The organism is Mesorhizobium sp. WSM4306 (genome assembly GCF_007003975.1).
In the GTDB taxonomy this organism is placed as follows: Bacteria; Pseudomonadota; Alphaproteobacteria; order Rhizobiales; family Rhizobiaceae; genus Mesorhizobium.
In genome coordinates this window covers 322696-343185 of sequence record NZ_VFTC01000002.1, presented here as the reverse complement: position 1 = coordinate 343185, position 20490 = coordinate 322696, and the positions used below count along the sequence as shown (strand labels likewise).

The 20490-nt window shown below is 63.3% G+C and carries 24 protein-coding genes; 12 read left to right on the top strand and 12 right to left on the bottom strand.

The window, feature by feature from the left end; translation table 11 throughout:
* Positions 1-6: 6 nt before the first annotated feature.
* From FJV77_RS05410 to FJV77_RS05380, 7 genes are all read right to left on the bottom strand, one after another.
* Complete coding sequence (locus FJV77_RS05410; protein WP_142865823.1) at positions 7-477, bottom strand: GNAT family N-acetyltransferase; 471 nt, start codon at positions 475-477, stop codon at positions 7-9.
* Between the two features lie 33 nt (positions 478-510).
* Positions 511-3432: an excinuclease ABC subunit UvrA gene (uvrA, locus tag FJV77_RS05405; RefSeq protein ID WP_142865822.1), complete on the bottom strand. Its 2922-nt coding sequence runs from the start codon at positions 3430-3432 to the stop codon at positions 511-513.
* 739 nt (positions 3433-4171) lie between these two features.
* The gene (locus FJV77_RS05400) at positions 4172-4429 is read right to left on the bottom strand and encodes a hypothetical protein (RefSeq protein ID WP_246691141.1); all 258 of its coding nucleotides are present in this window, start codon (positions 4427-4429) and stop codon (positions 4172-4174) included.
* A gap of 109 nt (positions 4430-4538) precedes the next feature.
* Positions 4539-5147 (bottom strand): ATP-dependent Clp protease proteolytic subunit, encoded by a 609-nt coding sequence (locus tag FJV77_RS05395; RefSeq protein WP_142865820.1) that lies wholly within the window; start codon positions 5145-5147, stop codon positions 4539-4541.
* 28 nt (positions 5148-5175) lie between these two features.
* Complete coding sequence (locus FJV77_RS05390; protein WP_142865819.1) at positions 5176-5649, bottom strand: SRPBCC domain-containing protein; 474 nt, start codon at positions 5647-5649, stop codon at positions 5176-5178.
* Positions 5646-5960, bottom strand: coding sequence for a metalloregulator ArsR/SmtB family transcription factor (locus FJV77_RS05385; RefSeq protein WP_142865818.1), 315 nt, complete (start codon positions 5958-5960; stop codon positions 5646-5648). Before FJV77_RS05385 ends, FJV77_RS05390 begins: the two co-directional genes overlap by 4 nt.
* Before the next feature lie 44 nt (positions 5961-6004).
* Positions 6005-6394 (bottom strand): cupin domain-containing protein, encoded by a 390-nt coding sequence (locus FJV77_RS05380; protein WP_142865817.1) that lies wholly within the window; start codon positions 6392-6394, stop codon positions 6005-6007.
* A gap of 209 nt (positions 6395-6603) precedes the next feature.
* On the opposite strand from FJV77_RS05380, the gene ssb reads away from it, so the two are divergent.
* The 3 genes from ssb to FJV77_RS05365 are packed head-to-tail and all read left to right on the top strand — an operon-like array spanning position 6604 to position 8017.
* The gene (ssb, locus tag FJV77_RS05375) at positions 6604-7131 is read left to right on the top strand and encodes a single-stranded DNA-binding protein (RefSeq protein ID WP_142865816.1); all 528 of its coding nucleotides are present in this window, start codon (positions 6604-6606) and stop codon (positions 7129-7131) included.
* Between the two features lie 37 nt (positions 7132-7168).
* A complete protein-coding gene (locus FJV77_RS05370; RefSeq protein ID WP_142865815.1) occupies positions 7169-7567 on the top strand; it encodes a DUF2306 domain-containing protein in 399 nt (132 codons plus the stop codon).
* 24 nt (positions 7568-7591) lie between these two features.
* Positions 7592-8017, top strand: a complete 426-nt coding sequence (locus tag FJV77_RS05365) for an OsmC family protein (RefSeq protein ID WP_142865814.1) — start codon at positions 7592-7594, stop codon at positions 8015-8017.
* A gap of 17 nt (positions 8018-8034) precedes the next feature.
* Here FJV77_RS05365 and FJV77_RS05360 read toward each other — a convergent pair whose 3' ends face one another.
* The 3 genes from FJV77_RS05360 to FJV77_RS05350 form a co-directional block, all read right to left on the bottom strand.
* Positions 8035-8664 carry a MarC family protein gene (locus tag FJV77_RS05360; RefSeq protein WP_023670949.1) on the bottom strand — a complete coding sequence of 210 codons (630 nt, stop codon included), beginning with the start codon at positions 8662-8664 and terminating at the stop codon, positions 8035-8037.
* Between the two features lie 95 nt (positions 8665-8759).
* Complete coding sequence (locus tag FJV77_RS05355) at positions 8760-9137, bottom strand: VOC family protein (protein ID WP_142865813.1); 378 nt, start codon at positions 9135-9137, stop codon at positions 8760-8762.
* A gap of 32 nt (positions 9138-9169) precedes the next feature.
* Positions 9170-9700 (bottom strand): hypothetical protein, encoded by a 531-nt coding sequence (locus tag FJV77_RS05350; RefSeq protein ID WP_142865812.1) that lies wholly within the window; start codon positions 9698-9700, stop codon positions 9170-9172.
* A gap of 86 nt (positions 9701-9786) precedes the next feature.
* On the opposite strand from FJV77_RS05350, the gene FJV77_RS05345 reads away from it, so the two are divergent.
* Complete coding sequence (locus FJV77_RS05345; protein WP_142865811.1) at positions 9787-10647, top strand: AraC family transcriptional regulator; 861 nt, start codon at positions 9787-9789, stop codon at positions 10645-10647.
* A gap of 55 nt (positions 10648-10702) precedes the next feature.
* On the opposite strand, the gene FJV77_RS05340 is transcribed toward FJV77_RS05345, so the two are convergent.
* Positions 10703-12391: a SulP family inorganic anion transporter gene (locus tag FJV77_RS05340; RefSeq protein WP_142865810.1), complete on the bottom strand. Its 1689-nt coding sequence runs from the start codon at positions 12389-12391 to the stop codon at positions 10703-10705.
* Between the two features lie 210 nt (positions 12392-12601).
* On the opposite strand from FJV77_RS05340, the gene gyrA reads away from it, so the two are divergent.
* A complete protein-coding gene (gyrA, locus tag FJV77_RS05335; RefSeq protein ID WP_142865809.1) occupies positions 12602-15400 on the top strand; it encodes a DNA gyrase subunit A in 2799 nt (932 codons plus the stop codon).
* Between the two features lie 73 nt (positions 15401-15473).
* Here the strand turns inward: gyrA and FJV77_RS05330 are convergent, their stop codons facing one another.
* Positions 15474-15617 (bottom strand): hypothetical protein, encoded by a 144-nt coding sequence (locus FJV77_RS05330; protein ID WP_142865808.1) that lies wholly within the window; start codon positions 15615-15617, stop codon positions 15474-15476.
* Between the two features lie 245 nt (positions 15618-15862).
* Between FJV77_RS05330 and coaD the strand changes: the two genes are divergently transcribed.
* The 7 genes from coaD (at position 15863) to tgt (ending at position 20455) form a co-directional block, all read left to right on the top strand.
* Entirely contained in the window at positions 15863-16363 is a 501-nt protein-coding gene (coaD, locus tag FJV77_RS05325) for a pantetheine-phosphate adenylyltransferase (protein ID WP_142865807.1), read from the top strand.
* 109 nt (positions 16364-16472) lie between these two features.
* The gene (locus tag FJV77_RS05320; protein WP_246691146.1) at positions 16473-16967 is read left to right on the top strand and encodes a peptidylprolyl isomerase; all 495 of its coding nucleotides are present in this window, start codon (positions 16473-16475) and stop codon (positions 16965-16967) included.
* Positions 16968-17010: 43 nt separating this feature from the next.
* A complete protein-coding gene (locus tag FJV77_RS05315; RefSeq protein WP_142865805.1) occupies positions 17011-17523 on the top strand; it encodes a peptidylprolyl isomerase in 513 nt (170 codons plus the stop codon).
* Between the two features lie 12 nt (positions 17524-17535).
* Positions 17536-17985, top strand: a complete 450-nt coding sequence (locus FJV77_RS05310) for a DMT family transporter (protein WP_142865804.1) — start codon at positions 17536-17538, stop codon at positions 17983-17985.
* A complete protein-coding gene (gene queA / locus FJV77_RS05305) occupies positions 17985-19073 on the top strand; it encodes a tRNA preQ1(34) S-adenosylmethionine ribosyltransferase-isomerase QueA (RefSeq protein WP_142865803.1) in 1089 nt (362 codons plus the stop codon). Before FJV77_RS05310 ends, queA begins: the two co-directional genes overlap by 1 nt.
* Positions 19063-19332, top strand: coding sequence for a hypothetical protein (locus FJV77_RS05300; RefSeq protein ID WP_142865801.1), 270 nt, complete (start codon positions 19063-19065; stop codon positions 19330-19332). The genes queA and FJV77_RS05300 overlap by 11 nt, the downstream gene beginning before the upstream one ends.
* Positions 19325-20455, top strand: coding sequence for a tRNA guanosine(34) transglycosylase Tgt (gene tgt / locus FJV77_RS05295; RefSeq protein WP_142865800.1), 1131 nt, complete (start codon positions 19325-19327; stop codon positions 20453-20455). Before FJV77_RS05300 ends, tgt begins: the two co-directional genes overlap by 8 nt.
* Positions 20456-20490 lie beyond the last annotated feature (35 nt).

Below are 20490 nucleotides of genomic sequence, written 5' to 3'. Positions count from 1 at the left end.
GAAAAATCAGGCCGCCGTGCTCTCGCTGACCGGCTTGGCCATGTCGACCACCGTCCATCCCGGCCGGTGGGGATTGGGCCGGCGACCCGTTTCGTGGAAACCGTAGGCGGTGTAGAGCGCGATGTTCCGCTCCATGCGCGAATTGGTGTAGAGCCGCACCTCTGGCACGCCCCACAATTGCGCCTGCTCCTCGGCAAAATCGAGCAGCGCGATGCCGAGCTTTTTACCCTGGAACGCCGGCGTGACCGCGACGCTGAAGATCATCGCATGATCGGGATGCCGCTCGATGACGATCAGCCCGGCCAGTTCAGAGCCACTCCCCAGCAGCCAGACCTCGCCGCGTTCGATGCGCGGTGCATAGTCCTCGGTGACCGGCATTGGCGGCGCGCCAAACAAGGCGGTGTAGGGCGCATAGGCGGCCTGCGTCAGCGAGGCGACGGTCTGGAGATCACCGGCAAGCGCCTGTCGGAATGTCATTAAAACTCTCCAGGCGCTCGACCGATCTGCCTACTATTCCGCCGCTTCGCGTTTGCCCCCGGGGCGCCGCTCCAGCAGCTCCTTGAGGAACTGGCCGGTATAGCTGCGCTTTTCGCGCACAATGGCTTCCGGCGTGCCTTGGGCGACCAGTTCACCGCCACCATCGCCGCCTTCGGGGCCGAGATCGAGCACCCAGTCGGCGGTCTTGATCACCTCGAGATTGTGCTCGATGACTACCACCGTGTTGCCCTGGTCGACCAGTTCGTGCAGCACTTCCAGAAGCTTGGCGACGTCGTGGAAATGCAGGCCGGTGGTCGGCTCGTCCAGGATATAGAGCGTCTTGCCGGTCGCTTTCCGCGACAATTCCTTGGCGAGCTTGATGCGCTGCGCCTCGCCGCCTGACAGCGTCGTCGCCTGCTGGCCGATATGGATGTAACCGAGGCCAACCTGCTTCAGCGTGTCGAGCTTGTCGCGCACGCCGGGCACGGCGGCGAAGAAATCGACGCCTTCCTCGACTGTCATGTCGAGCACGTCGGCGATCGACTTGCCCTTGAACACGACATCGAGCGTCTCGCGGTTGTAGCGCTTGCCGTGGCAGACATCGCAGGTGACGTAGACGTCCGGCAGAAAGTGCATCTCGATCTTGATGACGCCGTCGCCCTGGCAGGCCTCGCAGCGGCCGCCCTTGACGTTGAACGAGAACCGGCCCGGCTGGTAGCCGCGCGCCTTTGCTTCTGGCAGTCCGGCGAACCAGTCGCGGATCGGCGTGAAGGCACCGGTATAGGTGGCCGGGTTGGAGCGCGGGGTGCGGCCGATCGGCGACTGGTCGATGTCGATGACCTTGTCGAGGAATTCCAGCCCCTCGATGCGGTCATGATCGGCCGGATGCTCGCGCGAGCCCATGATGCGCCGCGACGCCGCCTTGAACAAAGTCTCGATCAGGAAGGTCGACTTGCCGCCGCCCGATACGCCGGTGACGGCGGTGAAGGTGCCGAGCGGGATTTCGGCGGTGACGTTCTTCAGATTGTTGCCGCGCGCGCCGACGATCTTGATCCGGCGGTTCTTCTTGGCTTCGCGCCTGACACCTGGCGTGGCCACTTCGAGCGCGCCCGACAGATATTTGCCGGTGACCGAGTTGGGGTTGGCCATCACTTGCTGCGGCGTACCCTGGGCGATGATCTCGCCGCCGTGGATGCCGGCGGCGGGTCCCATGTCGACGACATAGTCCGCATGCAGGATGGCGTCTTCGTCATGCTCGACGACGATCACGGTGTTGCCGATGTCGCGCAAATGCTTCAGCGTGTCGAGCAGGCGGGCATTGTCGCGCTGGTGCAGGCCGATCGACGGCTCATCCAGCACATAGAGCACGCCGGTGAGGCCCGAACCGATCTGCGACGCCAGACGAATGCGCTGGCTCTCGCCGCCCGACAGCGTGCCGGAATTCCGCGACAGCGTCAGATAGTCGAGGCCGACATCGTTGAGGAAGCGCAGCCGGTCGCGGATCTCCTTGAGCACCCTGACGGCGATCTCGTTCTGCTTGTCGTTGAGCTGCGCCGGCAGGTCGGTGAACCATTTATCGGCGTTGCGGATCGACTGTTCGGTGACCTCACCAATGTGTTTGCCGGCGATCTTCACCGCCAGCGCTTCCGGCTTCAGCCTGTAGCCTTTGCAGGCAGGGCAGGGCGTTGCCGACATGAAGCGCTCGATCTCCTCGCGCATCCAGGCGGATTCGGTTTCCTTCCAGCGCCGTTCCAGATTGGGGATGACGCCTTCAAACGTCTTGGTCGTCTTGTAGGAGCGCAGGCCGTCATCATACTGGAAGGTGACCTCGCGCTCGCCGGTGCCGCGCAGGACGGCTTCCTTTGCCTCTTCGGTCAGGTCCTTGAACTTGTCGCCGAGCTTGAAGCCGTAGGCCTTGCCCAGCGCTTCCAGCGTCTGCGCGTAATAGGGCGAGGTCGATTTCGCCCACGGGCTGACGGCGCCGTCGCGCAGCGAGATGTTCTCGTCCGGCACGATCAGGCTGGCGTCGATGGCGCGCTGGCTGCCGAGACCGTCGCAGGTCGGGCAGGCGCCGAACGGGTTGTTGAACGAGAACAGCCTGGGCTCGATCTCCGGAATGGTGAAGCCTGAGACGGGGCAGGCAAATTTTTCCGAGAACAGGATGCGCTCATGCGTCTCGTTCTTCGACTTGTTGACGGAGTCCTCGCCGGTCTGGCTGGCGTCGAGCGGCTTGTCGGCGAATTCTGCCACCGCCAGCCCTTCGGCGAGCTTCAGCGCCGTTTCGATGGAGTCGGCAAGTCGCGTCGCCAGATCGCCGCGCACGACGATGCGGTCGACGACGACGTCGATGTCGTGCTTGTACTTCTTGTCCAGCGCCGGCACGTCAGCGATCTCATAGAAGACGCCGTCGACCTTGACGCGCTGAAAGCCCTTCTTCTGCAGCTCCAAGAGTTCCTTGCGGTACTCGCCCTTGCGACCGCGCACGATCGGCGCCAGCAGGAACAGGCGCGTGCCTTCCTCGACCGCCAGCACCCGGTCTACCATCTGGCTGACCGTCTGGCTTTCGATCGGCAGGCCGGTGGCCGGCGAATAGGGAATGCCGACGCGCGCGAACAGCAAGCGCATATAGTCGTAGATCTCGGTAACAGTGCCGACCGTCGAGCGCGGGTTCTTGGACGTGGTCTTCTGCTCGATGGAGATGGCCGGCGACAGGCCGTCGATCTGGTCGACATCCGGCTTCTGCATCATTTCGAGGAACTGGCGCGCATAGGCCGACAGGCTCTCGACATAGCGGCGCTGGCCCTCGGCATAGATGGTGTCGAAGGCGAGCGACGATTTGCCGGAGCCCGACAGGCCGGTCATGACGATCAGGCTGTCACGCGGCAGGTCGAGATCGACATTCTTCAGATTGTGTTCGCGTGCACCGCGAATGGAAAGGTATTTATGGTCGGCCATCGCCGGTCGCCGCCTCAAGTCTGGTATCAGTGGGATCGGCGGGGGTTTTCCCGGCCATCCCCTATGTAGGTTTTTTTGCCGCCACGTCGAGAGACGTCGCACTTCTCGACCAAAGTCGTTTAACCGTCTTTCTCCCGCACGGGCAAGCGGAAAGAACAAAGGCCGAACACGCTCCTGACAAAGTTGTGCAGAAACCTGACAAGCGTGTTTCAAAAACTAACCCTGACGTAAGCTCCCGGCGATCACATTTTTCGGTAACCGGCTATCGAGGGTTGACGTCACTGGCTCAGGGGCGCAGTCTCCAGAAGTCAACGAAGCCGGCTGTCTTTCGATGGCCTCGCCGCCCATGGGTGGCCTGCGAGACGCCGCAGGTTTTGCGATTTGCGCTTCGGACGACACAATCGCAACGGACATAGGAGCGGAGCATGACGCCACCGGATAGTCCTTTGAGGCTCCACATCTCGTTGGAGCCGCGGCGGGCATAAGTGCCAGGGTTCAGCGTTTTCGCCACCCGACAAACCGTGACCTGCCATATCCCACAAAAATCAGAGACTGCTAGTCGGATCGTCGGCTGAATGCCGCGAAGCATCCGAGACAAAAGTCGGTATAACACTACCGGCAAATTGGATCTGGAATCCAAAAAAAGCCCCGACCGTTTGCGGAAGCAACGGCGGGGCTGCTCTTTTGTGCCGATATCGATGCGAGGCGGCACCCATGTGAATGGAGCCTTGATCCGCCCCTACCGGTTGGACGGCTTGATCCCACCCGTGCCGACATCGACAGTGATGCTGCCGGAAATCCTGACATCGGTGTCGCCGATCTTGAATGTGCCGTTCTCACCGGCGGGCAGCACTTCGTCGGGCTCAGGCTGCGGCGCCGGCTTGGCGATGCGGTAGTCGCTGGTCACGCCGGGCAGGGCGCCTTTCGGCGACTGGGACGTGCTGTCCCCGGCAAGAGCCGCGTTCGCGGTCAGGGCGGTGATCGCAATGGCTGTCATCAGTCTGTTCAGGCGGTAGCGCATCGCAGGACTATAGGGTCGCGCTCAATGCGAGACCAGACCGGCGGCGTCGAAATTGACGCGACGCCGGCCGCCTTCAATCTGTCGATCAGGCCGCCGCCTGCTTGCGGGTGTCGAAAACATGGTCGACAAGGCCCCAGTCCTTGGCCTCCTTCGCGGTCATGAAGAAATCGCGGTCGAGCGTGCGTTCGACCTCTTCATAGGTGCGACCGCAATGCTGCGCGTAGAGTTCCGTCATGCGCCGCTTGGTGCGCAAAATGCCTTCGGCGTGGCGTTGGATGTCGGAGGCCTGGCCCTGGAAGCCACCCAGGGGCTGATGCAACACGATGCTGGCGTTGGGCAGCGCGATGCGCCGGCCCGGCGTCCCCGCCATCAGCAGGAACGACGCCATCGAGGCGGCAAAACCCATGCACACCGTCGACACCGGGCAGCTGACATATTGCATGGTGTCGTAGATGGCGAAACCGCTGGTCACCACACCGCCCGGCGAGTTGATGTAGAGCGAGATCTCCTTGTCGGGATTGTCCGATTCCAGCGACAGAAGCTGGGCGCAGACCAGCGCCGACATGCCGTCATTGATCTCGCCATTGATGAAGATGATGCGCTCGCGCAGCAGCCGCGAGAAAATGTCGAAGGCGCGTTCGCCGCGGCTCGATTGCTCGATGACCATCGGCACCAGATTGGCAAAGCCGCTCATCTCATTGACTCCGTTTGTTTTCTTGGGCTCAGGCGGCGCGCAGCAACAGGCGTGGCGTATTCGCGGCCATGGGCGGTTTGAGCTTGTAAGCACCGAGGGAAAGCCGGCAACCGGCGCTCGCCATCGCAACTGCGGGCGTTGCGGCCCGGACAAACCCGTCGTGGACGATGCGCAGATGCGTGCCGCCGGAAATTGTGCGGTCAAGCGTGAAGGTAACGATGCTGTCCAACCCGTCGGCATCGCCGGTGTCGGACCGCTCGCGCCAGGAATAGCGCAGCAGTCGCCCCGGTTCGGCATCGAGCACTTCGCACTCGATTGGCGCCTCCGGTCCGGCAAAGGCAAAGCGACTGCCGGTTTCCGGCTTGATGTCGTTCGGCATCATCCAGGCCGCCAGCAGTTCCGGCACGGTCAAGGCCCGCCACACCTTTTCCGGTGCGTCCGGCAGGTCGCATTCGAAGGCGAGGGCATCTTTGGCGGTCTGCGCCTGCTTTTCATCGCTCATTGGTCCATGTCCTTCAAAACGGCCTTCAGTCTTTCGATGCGTTCCGGCCAGAATGCACGGTAGCGTTCGATCCAGCCGAGCAGCGGCTCGAGCCCTTGTGGATCGGCGCGATAATATGCGTTGCGGCCGGCTCGCCTTTCACTGACCAGGCCGGCTCCGCGCAGCACAGCCAGATGCTGTGACACCGCCGGTTGCGACACACTCATGCCGGCGCGCAGTTCCGACACGCTCATCTCGCCGGCGGCAAGCCGCTCGTAGACGGCACGGCGCGTCGGGTCGGCCAGGGCGCGAAAAATCTCTGCTTCGATCATAGTAGAAGCATAAGTCGATACTTATTGATTTGGCAAGCGGTCTTTTATGGCGCGGCCGGAAGCCAGCGCCTCACCGGCTCGGCGGCCCCTTCGAAAGTCGCCTCGAAGATCGGCGACGCCAGCACGGCCTGGATGTGAAGCGTTTCGGTGCCAACGTTTCTAAACCCATGTTTTCGTTGGGCAGGAATGAGAAGCGATTGTCCGGCAGTCAGCGTCAGACGTTCTTCGTCGATCCACATTTCAGCGACCCCGGCGATGACGGTCAGTACTTCCTCGACTGGGTGCTGGTGCGTCGGAGCCCCGACGCCGGGCTGAACCCATTGTTCGAACAGGCAAAGCTGGCTCGCTCCGTTGCCGGCGGAAACTTGCATGCGGGTCTCCACGCCCGCCCGCCATTGCTCTCGCGTTTGGTCCAGATGCGCAATGACTTTCATTCGCCACCGCCTTTCGATCCCGGCATAGTCGCAATTTCAGACCTACACCCTACCTCTTGCTGACATTCTTGACAGCCGGGGCCGACAAGAATAGAACAAAAAAAGAACAAAAACCTTGTGGGAAAAGCCAGCCTTGGCAGGCGTAGGCAGCTCGCAGGCTGTAAGGTGAGCGACTTAAAATTTGTTTCGGATGAGCGCGGAGAAGTGTCATGGCGGGTAGCGTCAACAAGGTCATTCTGGTCGGAAACCTCGGCGCGGACCCTGAAATCCGCCGCCTGAATTCCGGTGATCCGGTCGTCAACATCCGCATTGCCACGTCGGAAAGCTGGCGCGACAAGAATTCCGGCGAGCGCAAGGAAAAGACCGAGTGGCACAATGTGGTCATTTTCAATGACCAGATCGCCAAGGTCGCCGAGCAATATCTGAAGAAAGGCATGAAGGTTTACGTCGAAGGCCAGCTGCAGACACGCAAATGGCAGGACCAGACCGGCGCCGACAAATACACGACGGAGGTCGTGCTGCAGAAATTCCGCGGCGAGCTGCAGATGCTCGATTCACGCGGCGAGGGCGGCGGCCAGGTCGGCAACTATGCCGGTGGCGGCAGCGCGAGCCGTGGTTCGGATTTCGGCCAGTCGAGCCCCAATGAAAGCTTCAACCGTGGTGGCGGCAACAGCGGTGGCGGCGCAAGGGGCGGCGGCGGCTCGTCGCGTGAACTGGACGACGAAATCCCGTTCTGAGCCAAAGACAGCCAAGGATATCTGAGGAGAGGGCGCGATGTCGCTCGGACCGCTTCTATCGGCGCCCCCTCCCATTCCATGGCACGCCTTCGCGGCCCTTGCCGCGCTGACCATAGGCGGCGCCCAGCTGGCGCTGCCGAAAGGTACAGCGCGCCACCGCGTGATGGGCTATGCTTGGGCGGCGCTGATGCTGGTCATCGCCATCTCCAGTTTCTGGATCCAGCAGATCCGCCTCATCGGCCCGTTCAGCCCGATCCATATCTTGTCGATCCTGGTGTTGATCACTGTGCCGCTGGCGGTCTGGCATGCGCATAGACATCGCGTCGCCAAACATCGCAGGGTCATGATTTCACTCTATGTTTTCGCGTTGATCGGCGCCGGCGTGTTCACGCTGCTGCCGGGGCGCATCATGCATGCGGTGGTGTTCGGCCAGTGACGCATTTCTAGAAGGAAGATTGCCGTGAAAGCACGGATCAAGTGGGTCGAAGAGCGGACTTTCGTCGGCGAGTCCGGCAGCGGCCACAAGCTGGTGCTGGGAACCGCCTCCGGTCCGGAAGGCAAGACGCCGGGCCCGAGCCCGATGGAGCTGGTGCTGATCGGCACCGGCGGCTGCTCGGCCTATGATGTCGTTCACATCCTGGAAAAAGGCCGCGAGGCGATCGAGGATTGCACCGTCGAGCTCGACGCCGACCGGGCCGAAACCGATCCAAAAGTCTTCACCCGCATCCACATGCATTTCACCGTCACGGGCCGCGCGCTATCGCACGACAAGGTCCAGCGCGCGATCAACCTCTCGATCGAAAAATACTGCTCGGCCAGTGCCATGCTGGCCAAGACGGCTGTCATTACGCATGATTTCGAGGTCGTCGACACGGCAGCAAAGTAGGCAGTAGGCACCGCCGTTCACCCCGCCATCAGCGCCTTGATGCCATCGGCGACGAACTGCACCGCGAGTGCTGCCAGGATGACGCCGAGCAGGCGGGTCAGGATCGAGCGGCCGGTCTGGCCGAGGATGCGGTCGATGCGTTCCGACAGCACGAACACCAGATAGGTGATGGCCAGGCAGACGAAGATGATGCCGACCAGCGCCGCCTGAGCGGCAAAACCCTGGAACGAGCCGGACAGAAGCACGGTCGCCGAAATCGCGCCGGGGCCGGCGATCAGCGGGATCGCCAGCGGGAAGGCGGCGATATTATGGATCATGTCCTTGGTGATGGCGACGTCGCCGATCTTCTCCTTGCGGTCCTGGCGGCGCTCGAACACCATTTCGAAAGCGATGAAGAACAGCAGGAACCCGCCGGCGACGCGGAAGGCCGGCAGCGTGATGCCGAACACCGACAGGATCGAAGCGCCGGCCACCGCAAACAGCGCCATCACCAGGAAGCCGATGATCGAGGCGCGGACCGAAACCTGCTGACGCTCCTCGCGGTTCATGCCGCGTGTCACCGCCAGGAAGAGCGGCGCGAGACCGGGCGGGTCGATGGTCACCAGAATGGTGACGAAGGCGTTGAACAGGCTGTCGAAACTCGGCATCGCTGACCCCTCCCGCCGGGCCGAGCCCGCACCACCCCTATTGGTAGAGCAAAGCCCGGCCGGTGGGAACCGTCAGGCTTCTGGAAGCCGGCAGGTTAGCCGGCGGCGCTGCAATAGGCCTCCAGACGATAGCCGTCGGGATCGATGACGAAGGCGGCGTAATAGTTGTCGCCATAGTCGGCGCGCACCCCCGGCGCGCCATTGCTGCTGCCCCCGGCGCGCAGGGCGCCGGCATGAAAGGCGTCGACGCTCTGTCTCGTCGGTGCGGCAAAGCAGAAATGTAAGCCGGATTTTTCGTCCGGCGGCACCGGCCGCGCCGCGTCGTTCACCCAAAATGCTGCCGCCTGCGCGCCATAGCCCAGCGAGCCCGGCGACTGGCTGAGGCAGGAATAGCCGAGCGGCTTCAGCGCGGCATCGTAGAAAGGCTTTGACACGGCGGTGTCGCGGACGCCGATCGAGACATGGTCAAGCATGTTTTTCACCTTCCTTACAATATGTTGCGCTGTCATCCCTGGGCGACGCGGCGCGCCAGGAACTCGACTTCGAGCCGCCATGTCGCCCCGTCGTCGTGCGAACGCTCGCCCAGCCAGCGGAAGCTGTGCTTGGTGATGCGTGAAAAACTCCAGCGGACCGAGGAACCAGTGCCGTCGGCGCCGACCTGCACAATCGTGTCGCCTTCGGCGCGACCAAGCTGACGGCTGTAATATTGGTTACGCGGATCGCTCCAGAAGATGTGCCAGGCATCCGTGCCGGGATCATAGGCCCGCAGCGTTGTGCCATAAAAGGTCCATTTGCCGAGCGAGGGCGAGGGGCCGGCATCGCGCGCGGGCAGGATCCATACATCCTGGATCGCCTTGCCTTCCAGGACCCAGCCGAAATGCACCTCGCCGCGCCCGGTGAGCTTGGTGCCGTCGTCGAGGTGGCGCGTGGCATCGAATGTCCAGGCGCCGACAAAGCGGCCATAGAGATCCAGCTTTTCAGCCAGGTCAGGGTTGGGGCCGTTGCTGTGGAGGGCTTCTGTGAATGGACCGGTCATGCTGCTGCCTTCGTGGTGTCAGGAGGCTGCAAGCGATAGGCCGGGGCGGGGTGTTGCGCTTGGGAAAAATTGCTATCTTTCAAGCCATGACGACGAGCGATCAGAAACTGGCTTCGGGGCCGGACTGGTATGTGTCCGACGTGCTGTGCACGGCCGGCGCCGGCGATCGCCCGTTCGAGGAAGAGCACCGCAGTGTCTGCATTGCCGCAGTCACCAGCGGCAGCTTCCGCTACCGCACCAGCCAGGGCACCGCCATGCTGGCGCCAGGTGCCGTCCTGCTCGGCAATGTCGGTGCCTGCTATGAATGCGGGCATGAGCATGGCGCCGGCGACCGCTGCCTGTCCTTCCATTTCGCTCCCGCCTATCTCGACCGGATTGCCAACGACGTGCCGGGCGCAAGCAAACTGGCGTTTGGAGTGCCGCATCTGCCGCCCTTGCCCGCCCTTGCCTCGCTTCTGGCCGAGGCCGAAGCGGCACGCGAGACGGCCGACACCGATGCCTTCGAGGAGCTCGGCCTGCGCATAGCCGGCGCAGCACTTGCTGTCGCCAGCGAGACCGCGCCTGCCGCTCGCCCACCGAGCCGGCGCGACCAGAAACGAGTTGCCGAGGCAGTGCGGCAGATCGAACTCAATGCCGACCGGCCGGTCTCGCTTTCCGAGCTTGCCGGCTCGACGGCGACCAGCCCCTATCACTTCCTGCGCACCTTCCGGCAGGTCGCCGGCATGACGCCCTATCAGTTCCTGCTCAGAACCCGGCTGCATCGTGCGGCGGTGCGGCTGCGCATGTCGGATGAGCCCATCTCGGTAATTGCCTTCGAGGCCGGCTTTAACGACCTGTCGACCTTCAATCGCCGTTTCCGGCGCGTCATGGGCGAGACGCCGGGAGACTATCGCGCGCGCCGGTCAGGCAGCGCCTCGCCGTCACCGTCAGCGTTCGCAGCCTTCTGACCTCAGTCCGAGGTCGGCCCGCACCAGCCCTTCAGCAATGGTTCCCGCTCGGTGGTCATGGCGCCTGGTCCTGTTGTCCTACAAGCTTCATGTCCGGCGATAGCGCCTTGATGGCGGCGTCGACGCTGTGGAAGATTCTGTGCGGGCCGACGAGGTCGGCAATACCGAAACGCGCCAGTGCCGCCTGGGCACGCAGCGATTCCAGCCGTGCGATGGCAAAGACAGCACCGGCCTTGCGGCAGTGGTCGACGGTTTCGATCAGCGCCTGCGCGGCGGTATAGTCGATCTCGGCAATGTTGCTGGCCTCCAGCACGACCAGTTTAATGTTTTCGGCCCTCGCATCGATCAGCTCGCAGACGCCGCGCTTGAAGCTGTCGGCATTGACGAAGGACAGTGGCGCCTGGAAAGCCACAACCAGCACGCCGGGAAGCTGCTCGCCCGCCGACGGTTTGCTCGGCGGCCACCACACTGAGGTGCCGGGCACCTGTTCCAGCTCGATCGCCTGCGTGCGTGTCGCGCTCCACAGTCCGTGCAGCAGCGACAGGCCGATGCCGACTGCGACGCCGGTTTCGATCGGCAGCACGACGATCGCCGTCATGGTGACCAGGATCAGCAGGAATTCGACTGGCGCCTGCCGGTAGACACTGGCGAAAACGTTCCAGCGCAAAATGTGCTGGGCAACGAACATCAGCACCCCAGCCAAAGCGGCCTGCGGAACATCGGCAAGCAGGCCGCCGCCAAAAGCGCCCAGCGCCAGCACGATTGCCGCGGCAATCAGGCCTGAAAACTGCGAACGCCCGCCCGACTGGGCGGCGATGGCCGTGCGCGGCGGGCTGGCACTGACGGCAAAGGCGCCGAACAGGCCGGACAGGATGCTGCCGGCGCCGACGCCGACGAAATCGCGGTCGATGTCGGGCGCCTCGCCGACAAAGGAGCGGCTGGTGGCCGCCGTCTGCACCATGACGACGATGGCGATCAGCAGGGCCAGCGGCAGCAGCGCCTGAGCATCGTTGAGGCTGACCCTCGGCAGGCCGGCCTGCGGCAGGCCGTTGGGCAAGGCGCCGAGCACCTCGACGCCGCGCGCCTTCAAGCCGAAGGCCACAACCGCCAGCGTCGCCAGCACCATGCCGATCAAGGCGCCGGGGATGCGGGCGCTGATGCGTTCGGCGGCGAACACAATGGCAAACACGCCAAGGCCGAGCGTCAGGCTCCACGGGTTGGTCAGAAGCAGGTTGGCGGCGGTCTCACCGACGCGGCGTAGGGTTTCTCCGCTTTCGGGCGGCAGGCCGAGCAATCCGGGCAGTTGCGAAACGATGATATGCACCGCGATGCCGGCCAGAAAGCCGGTGGTGACCGGCACCGACAGAAGGTCGGCGATCCAGCCGAGCCGGAAGATGCCGCTCAAACCCACCAGCAGCCCGACCATCAGCGCCAGCATCGCCGCAAGCGCCAGGTAATGCGCCGAGCCGGCAACGGCGATGAGCGCGAGGCCGCCGGCAAACAGCGGCGTGATGGTCGAATCCGCGCCTGACGACAGATGACGATTGGCGCCGAACAGGGCGAAGGCCAGCGATCCCGCGACAAAGGCGAAGAAGCCGATCCCGGGCGCAAAGCCACCAAGCCGCGCCGTCGCCATCTGTTCGGGGATGGCTATTGCCGCCAACGTGAGGCCGGCGACCAGATCGCCACTGAGATCCCCGGGCCGCCAACCGCTCAGCGCTCGCAAAGGCAGCCACCAGTTCATCGTGCTTATGGCTCTTGGCTAGGAAAACGACCCATCGCAGGCTTTTGCCCTGATGGCGGCGAAATGCGCTATGGCCAAATCGTCGCAATCAGCGGTATCCATTTGAAATTACCACTGAAATTGTCGTTGGAAAAGTGCCGCGAATATTGGAGTTTCAGGCTGGCTTCCTATATAAGCGGTCAGTGATTCCCGATTAGATTGTGATCCGATTTGACCGACCAAAAAACACCGCGCGGCGCCGACGGCGGCCCCACCGGCATCGAGCCGATCTCCATCATCGAGGAGATGCAGAGCTCCTATCTCTCTTACGCCATGAGCGTGATCGTCAGCCGTGCGCTGCCCGATGTGCGCGACGGCCTGAAGCCGGTGCATCGCCGCATTCTCTATGCCGCGCATGAGAGCGGCTACCACTGGAACCGCAAATATGTGAAGTCGGCCCGTCCGGTCGCCGACGTGATGGGTAAATACCATCCGCATGGCGACGCCTCGATCTATGACGCCTTGGTGCGCATGGCGCAGGACTGGTCGCTGCGCGTGCCGCTGATCGACGGACAGGGCAATTTCGGCTCCATCGACGGCGATCCGCCGGCGGCGATGCGCTACACCGAGTCCAGGCTGACCAAGGTCGCGCATGAGTTGCTCGAGGATATCGACAAGGAAACCGTCGATTTCCAGGAAACCTACGACGCGTCCGACACCGAACCCAAGGTGCTGCCGGCTCGCTTCCCCAACCTTCTGGTCAACGGTTCCGGCGGCATTGCCGTCGGCATGGCCACCAACATTCCACCGCACAACCTGGCCGAAGTCTGCAACGGCGCCATCGCCATCATCGACAATCCGGCGATCGACCTGCCGGCGCTGATGGAGATCATTCCGGGTCCCGATTTCCCGACCGGCGGCATCGTGCTTGGCCGTTCCGGCATCTACAGCGCCTATGCGACCGGCCGCGGCTCCATCGTCATGCGCGGCAAGGTCAATGTCGAACAGCGCGGCAACGACCGTGAATCGATCATCATCACCGAGGTTCCCTACCAGGTGAACAAGGCCTCGATGATCGAAAAAATGGCCGAACTGGTGCGCGACAAGCGCATCGAAGGCATTTCAGACATCCGCGACGAAAGCGATCGCCAGGGCTACCGCGTCGTCATCGAACTGAAGCGCGATGCTGTCGCAGACGTCATCTTGAACCAGCTCTACCGCTTCACACCGCTGCAAACCTCCTTCGGTGCCAATATGGTGGCGCTGAACGGCGGCAAGCCGGAAGTAATGACGCTGACCGACATGCTGAAGGCGTTTGTCGGCTTCCGCGAAGAGGTGATCAGCCGGCGCACGAAGTTCCTGCTGCGCAAGGCGCGCGACCGCGCCCACGTCCTGGTCGGTCTCGCCATTGCTGTCGCCAACATCGACGAAGTGATCAAGCTGATCCGCACCGCGCCCGATCCGCAGACGGCGCGCGAGCAGTTGATGGAGCGGCGCTGGCCCTCCGGCGACGTGGAATCGCTGATCCTTCTGATCGACGATCCGCGCCATCGCATCAACGAGGACGGCACCTACAATCTGTCCGAGGAACAGGCGCGCGCCATTCTCGAACTGCGCCTGCAGCGCCTGACCGCGCTCGGTCGCGACGAGATCGCCGACGAGTTGAACACGATCGGCGCCGAAATCGTTGATTATCTCGACATTTTGTCGTCCCGCGCGCGCATCCAGCAGATCGTCAAGGACGAACTCGCCGCCGTGCGCGACGAGTTCGGTACGCCGCGCCGCACCGAACTCACCGACGGCGGCGCCGACATGGAAGACGAGGACCTGATCCAGCGCGAGGACATGGTCGTCACCGTCAGTCATTCCGGCTACATCAAGCGCGTGCCGCTGTCGCTCTACCGGGCGCAGCGCCGCGGCGGCAAGGGCCGCTCCGGCATGTCGACGAAGGAAGAGGATTTCGTCACCCGGCTGTTCGTCGCCAACACCCACACGCCGGTGCTGTTCTTCTCCTCGCGCGGCATCGTCTACAAGGAAAAGGTCTGGCGGCTGCCGATCGGCAATCCGCAATCGCGCGGCAAGGCGCTGATCAACATGCTGCCGCTTGAGCAGGGCGAGCGCATCACCACCATCATGCCGCTGCCCGAGGACGAGAACAGCTGGGGCGAGCTCGACGTGATGTTCGCCACCACGCGCGGTACGGTGCGCCGCAACAAGCTGTCCGACTTCGTCCAGGTCAACCGCAACGGCAAGATCGCCATGAAGCTGGAGGAGGAAGGCGACGAGATCCTCGGCGTCGAGACCTGCACCGACAATGACGACGTGCTTTTGACGGCCAATTCCGGCCAGTGCATCCGCTTCTCGGTCGGCGATGTACGCGTCTTCCAGAGCCGCAATTCGGTCGGTGTGCGCGGCATAAGCATGGCCGAGACCGACCGCATCATCTCGATGTCGGTGATCGAGCATGTCGATGCTTCACCGGCGGAGCGCGCCGCTTACCTCAAGCGGGCGGCGGCGGAGCGGCGGCTCGAGATGGCCGGCGAAGAAGAAGAGATCGCGCTGACCAATGAGGAGATCGGCGAGGAGGCAGAGCTTTCCGACGACCGCTACGAGTTCCTCAAGGCGCATGAGCAGTATGTGCTGACGGTGACCGAGTATGGCTACGGCAAGCGTTCGTCGTCCTATGATTTCCGGCTGACCGGACGCGGCGGCAAGGGCATTCGCGCCACCGACGTGTCGAAAACGGCAGAGATCGGCCAACTGGTGGCGACCTTCCCGGTCGGCAATGACGACCAGATCATGCTGGTTTCGGACGGCGGCACGGTCATCCGGGTGCCGGTCAACGGCATCCGTTTCGCCAGCCGCGCCACCAAGGGCGTGACCATCTTCAATACCGCCGAAGGCGAAAAGGTGGTTTCGGTCGAGCGGATCTCGGAGCCGCAATCGGACGAAGATGTCGAAGAGAACGGCGAGGGCGCGGCCGAGGTCGGTCCAGACGCCGGAGATGCCGATCCGGGGAATGCCGAATAAAGAGCCGAACAGGCTCAGACACAGCAACGCCGGCCCTATGGGCCGGCGCAATCGAGACTAACCGGCAAAATCGTTAGTGACGGTGGGGCCAGCGAGCGCCGAAGCCTTCGAAGCGCTTTGTCCTGACACGGACGCGCTCTGCCTCCCGGTGCAGTCCGAATGCGGTGGCAATCAGCATGGCGACGGTCATTGCGGTGGCGAGCATGTAGATCAGCATTTGCGTGTTCTCCTGCGCCTTACAACGGTTAGATGGGGTTTTGGTTTCATCTTCTGAAGTGCAAACTAGTGAACGGTGCGTGAAGTCTTCGTGAGCAAGGTTCATCTGTCGTTCATGTCTGCGAAAAGGTTCACGCAGATGTTCCCAATCGCATTTGCCTTCCGTCCGCTCGCCCGCTAGAGCATGATCCCGAAAAGTGGAATCCGGTTTTCGGAAAAGATCATGCTCAAAGCCCCACATCTGCCATGACCGAACGCACCGCTCTTTATGCCGGCTCCTTCGACCCGCTGACCAACGGCCATCTCGATGTCCTGAAGGCATCGCTAGCCGTTGCCGATACCGTCTATGCGGCGATCGGCACCCATCCCGGCAAGACGCCGCTGTTTTCCTTCGAGGAACGGGTGAAGCTGATCGAGACTGCGACCAAGGCCGAATTCGGCCGCGACGGGGCCCGCATCAAGGTCGTCGCCTTTGACGGGCTGGTCATCGACGCCGCCAGGAAGCAAGGCGCGTCGATCATGATCCGCGGTCTGCGTGATGGCACCGACCTCGACTACGAAATGCAGATGGCTGGCATGAACGAGACCATGGCGCCGGAGCTGCAGACGGTTTTTCTGCCTGCCAGCCCATCAGTCAGAACCATTACCGCCACACTTGTGCGCCAGATAGCTTCGATGGGCGGCGACATCCGTCCCTTCGTGCCGGCCGCGGTTGCCGGCGCGCTCACCGCCAAATTCGCGAAATAATCCCTCGGAGATCCCTATGCAGCTGAAGAAGCTCGCCTCATTCCTCGTCGTGCTTGCCGGTCTCGTCACAGCATCCGTCTCGGCCTTCGCCGCCGATGCGGAAAACACCATGATCATCAGCTTGAAGGACGGCGACGTCACCATCGCCCTGCGGCCCGACCTCGCGCCCAAGCACGTCGCGCAGATCAAGAAGCTGGTGCGCGAAGGCGCCTATGACAATGTCGCCTTCCACCGCGTCATCGACGGTTTCATGGCGCAGACCGGCGACGTCAAGTTCGGCAACATGAAGAAAGGCTTCAGCCCCGAAGCCGTCGGCACCGGCGGCTCCGACCTGCCCGACCTGCCGGCCGAATTCTCGCAGAGCGAACGTTACAAGCGCGGCACCCTCGGCATGGCCCGCTCGGAGGATCCGAACTCCGCCAATTCGCAGTTCTTCATCATGTTCGCGCCGGCGCCGAACCTCGACGGCCAGTACACCATCGTCGGCAATGTCGTCAGCGGCATGGAATTGGTCGATCACATCAAGAAGGGCGACGAGGCCGACAATGGAACCGTCAGCAACCCCGACCGCATGATCAAAGTGCGCATCGCCGCAGACAAGTAGTCTATCAAATCAATCTGTTTTTCTGAGATAAAGGATATCCGATATGGCTGAGATCAAGGACCGCGAAAACGCGCTCATCATGGAAACGACCAAGGGCAAGGTCGTCATCGAGCTTTTCCCCGAACTGGCCCCCGGCCATGTCGCCCGCATCAAGGAACTGGCGCGCGAGGGCGCCTATGACGGCGTCGTCTTCCACCGCGTCATCGAAGGTTTCATGGCCCAGACCGGCGACGTAAAATTCGGCAATTCGAGCAAGCCCTCGTTCGCGCCGTCGCGGGCAGGCATGGGCGGCTCGGAAAAGCCCGACCTGAAGGCTGAGTTTTCCAACGCCAACCACGGCCGCGGCACCTGCTCGATGGCGCGTTCGCAGAACCCGAACTCGGCCAATTCGCAGTTCTTCATCTGCTTCGATGATGCCGCCTTCCTCAACCGCCAGTACACGGTCTGGGGCCAGGTCATCGAAGGCATGGACAATGTCGACAAGATCAAGCGCGGCGAGCCGGTGGTCGATCCCGACAAGATCGTGTCGCTGAAGGTCGCGGCCGACGTCAAGTAAGGACTGATATCGATGATGGGCGTCGTCTGGTCGCTGCTCGGCATCCTGTCCGGCGCCTTCATCGCCATTCAGGCGCCGATCAATTCGCAGCTGGCGCGCGGCCTGGGGCTCCCGGTCGCGGCGGCGGCGTTTTCGTTCCTGTCGGGCGCGATCGTGCTCGGCATCATCTCCGTCGCCGTGGTGAAGTTGAACGACATCTCGCTGGACTGGAAGGCGCCGGCGCCGTGGCTGTTCATCGCCGGCGGCATGCTCGGCGGTTTCTACGTCACGCTGTCGATCATTTTGACGCCGCGCATCGGTGCGGCCGCCCTGATGGCGTTCCTGGTTGCCGGCCAGCTCTTGGCCGGCATGCTGATCGACCGCGTCGGCTTCCTCGGCGTGGCGGTGCGCGAGATCTCGCTCGGCCGCGTCGCCGGCGCGGTGCTGCTCTTGGCCGGAGCGCTGCTCGTCCGGCTTTACTGATGCGCGTCGACCTCTTCGACTTCGACCTGCCGGAGGAGCGCATCGCGCTTCGCCCGGCCGAGCCGCGCGACAGTGCCAAGATGCTGGTGGTCAGGCCGGGCGAGGGCCTTTCGGACCGCATGGTGCGCGACCTGCCGTCCCTGCTCGGGGCGGGCGACGTGCTGGTCTTCAACGACACCAAGGTCATCCCGGCGCAGCTGAAGGGCATCAGGCGGCGCGGCGAAGCGCAGGCGCAGGTCGAGGCGACGCTGCACATGCGCATGGCGCCGGACCGCTGGCTGGCCTTCATGCGGCCGGGCAAGCGCATCGCCGCCGGCGACCGTATCCATTTCGGCCATGACGGCAATTCCTGCTTCCTCGGCCAGCTCGACGCCACGGTGATCGAGAAGGGCGAGGCTGGCGAGGCGCTGCTCGGCTTCGACCTGTCCGGCCCGTTTCTCGACGAGGCGCTGCGCGCCGTCGGCCACATCCCGCTGCCGCCCTACATCGCCTCCAAGCGTGACGATGACGCGCGCGACCTGACGGACTATCAGACCATCTATGCCAGGGAGGAGGGCGCGGTTGCCGCGCCAACCGCCGGCCTGCATTTCACATCGGAGCTGTTTGCCGCGCTAGACGCCAAAGGCATCGAACGCCGCTTCGTCACGCTTCATGTCGGCGCCGGCACCTTCCTGCCGGTCAAGGCCGATGACACCGCCGATCACAAGATGCATGCAGAGACCGGCTCGGTCAGCGAGGCGACCGCCGCGGCGCTCAATGCTGCGAAGGCGAGGGGCGGGCGCATCATCGCCGTCGGCACGACCTCGCTGCGCCTGCTGGAGAGCGCGGCAAAGCCCGACGGTACGCTCGCCGCATGGTCCGGCCCGACCGACATTTTCATCACACCCGGCTATCGGTTCAAGACTGCCGACCTGCTGATGACGAACTTCCATCTGCCGCGCTCGACGCTGTTCATGCTGGTTTCGGCCTTCAGTGGCCTCGACACAATGCGGGCCGCCTATGCGCATGCCATCGACACCAGCTACAGATTCTACTCCTACGGAGACGCAAGCCTGCTTTATCGAGCGGAGATGAGCGATGGACGATGACCTGCAAGCCTTTGACCGAGAAAGCCTGATTGCCGAAGTGAAGAAATTGCGTGCCGGCATCCGCGCGCACCGCGACACGACGGGCCATGATCTGTGCTGGCATCATCCCGATCTTTGGGATCTGCTGCCGGAAAAGACCGAGCCGGCGATAGCCGTGCCGCCTTGGCCCAAATTCATGCGCGGCTGCATCCAGTACCGCCAGTCGCTCGACAGGCAGGCGCCGGATGCGCCTGTCCATGACAAGGAATTCAATGGCTAAGACGTTTACCTTCAAGGTCCTGGCCACCGACGGCAAGGCACGGCGTGGTGTCATCGACATGCCGCGCGGCGAAATCCGCACGCCGGCCTTCATGCCGGTCGGCACCGGCGGCACGGTCAAGGCTATGTATATGGATCAGGTACGCGGCGTCGGCGCCGACATCATCCTGGGCAACACATATCACCTGATGCTGCGGCCTGGCGCCGAGCGCGTCGCGCGGCTCGGCGGCCTGCATGAGTTCGCGCGCTGGCCGCAGCCGATCCTGACCGACAGCGGCGGCTTTCAGGTGATGTCGCTGTCGAAGCTCAGGAAGCTCACCGAAAAGGGCGTCACCTTCCGCTCGCACATTGACGGCGCGCCTTACGAGATGTCGCCGGAGCGCTCGATCGAGATCCAGGGGCTGCTCGATTCCGATATCCAGATGCAGCTCGATGAGTGCACGGCACTGCCGGCCGATCTCAAGGCGATCGAGCGCGCCATGGAGCTGTCGCTGCGCTGGGCGGAGCGCTGCAAGACGGCGTTCGGCGACCAGCCGGGCAAGGCGATGTTCGGCATTGTGCAAGGCGGCGACAACGCAGCGCTCAGGGTGCGCTCGGCGCAGGCGCTGAGCGCCATGGAGCTGAAGGGCTACGCCGTCGGCGGTCTCGCCGTCGGCGAGCCGCAAGCAGTGATGCTGGAGATGCTCGACATCACCTGTCCGGAACTGCCTGATAATAAGCCCAGATATCTCATGGGCGTCGGCACGCCCGACGACATCGTCAAATCGGTGGCGCGCGGCATCGACATGTTCGATTGCGTGATGCCGACCCGCGCCGGCCGCCACGGCCTGGCCTACACCAGGCGCGGCAAGGTCAATCTTAGGAATGCCCGCCACGCCGACGATCCGCGTCCGCTCGACGAGGAGAGCGACTGCCCAGCCGCACGGGACTATTCGCGCGCCTATCTGCATCATCTCGTGCGCTCGCAAGAGGCATTGGGGGCGATGCTGCTGACCTGGAACAACCTGTCCTACTATCAGAAGCTGATGCAGGACATTCGCGGCGCGATCGAGGCCGGCGCCTTCGAGGCACGCGCGGCGGAGATTTCCGAGGGCTGGGCGAGGGGCGATATCCCTACCCTTTGAACAAATCAACGACACCTGACGATGATTGACGGATC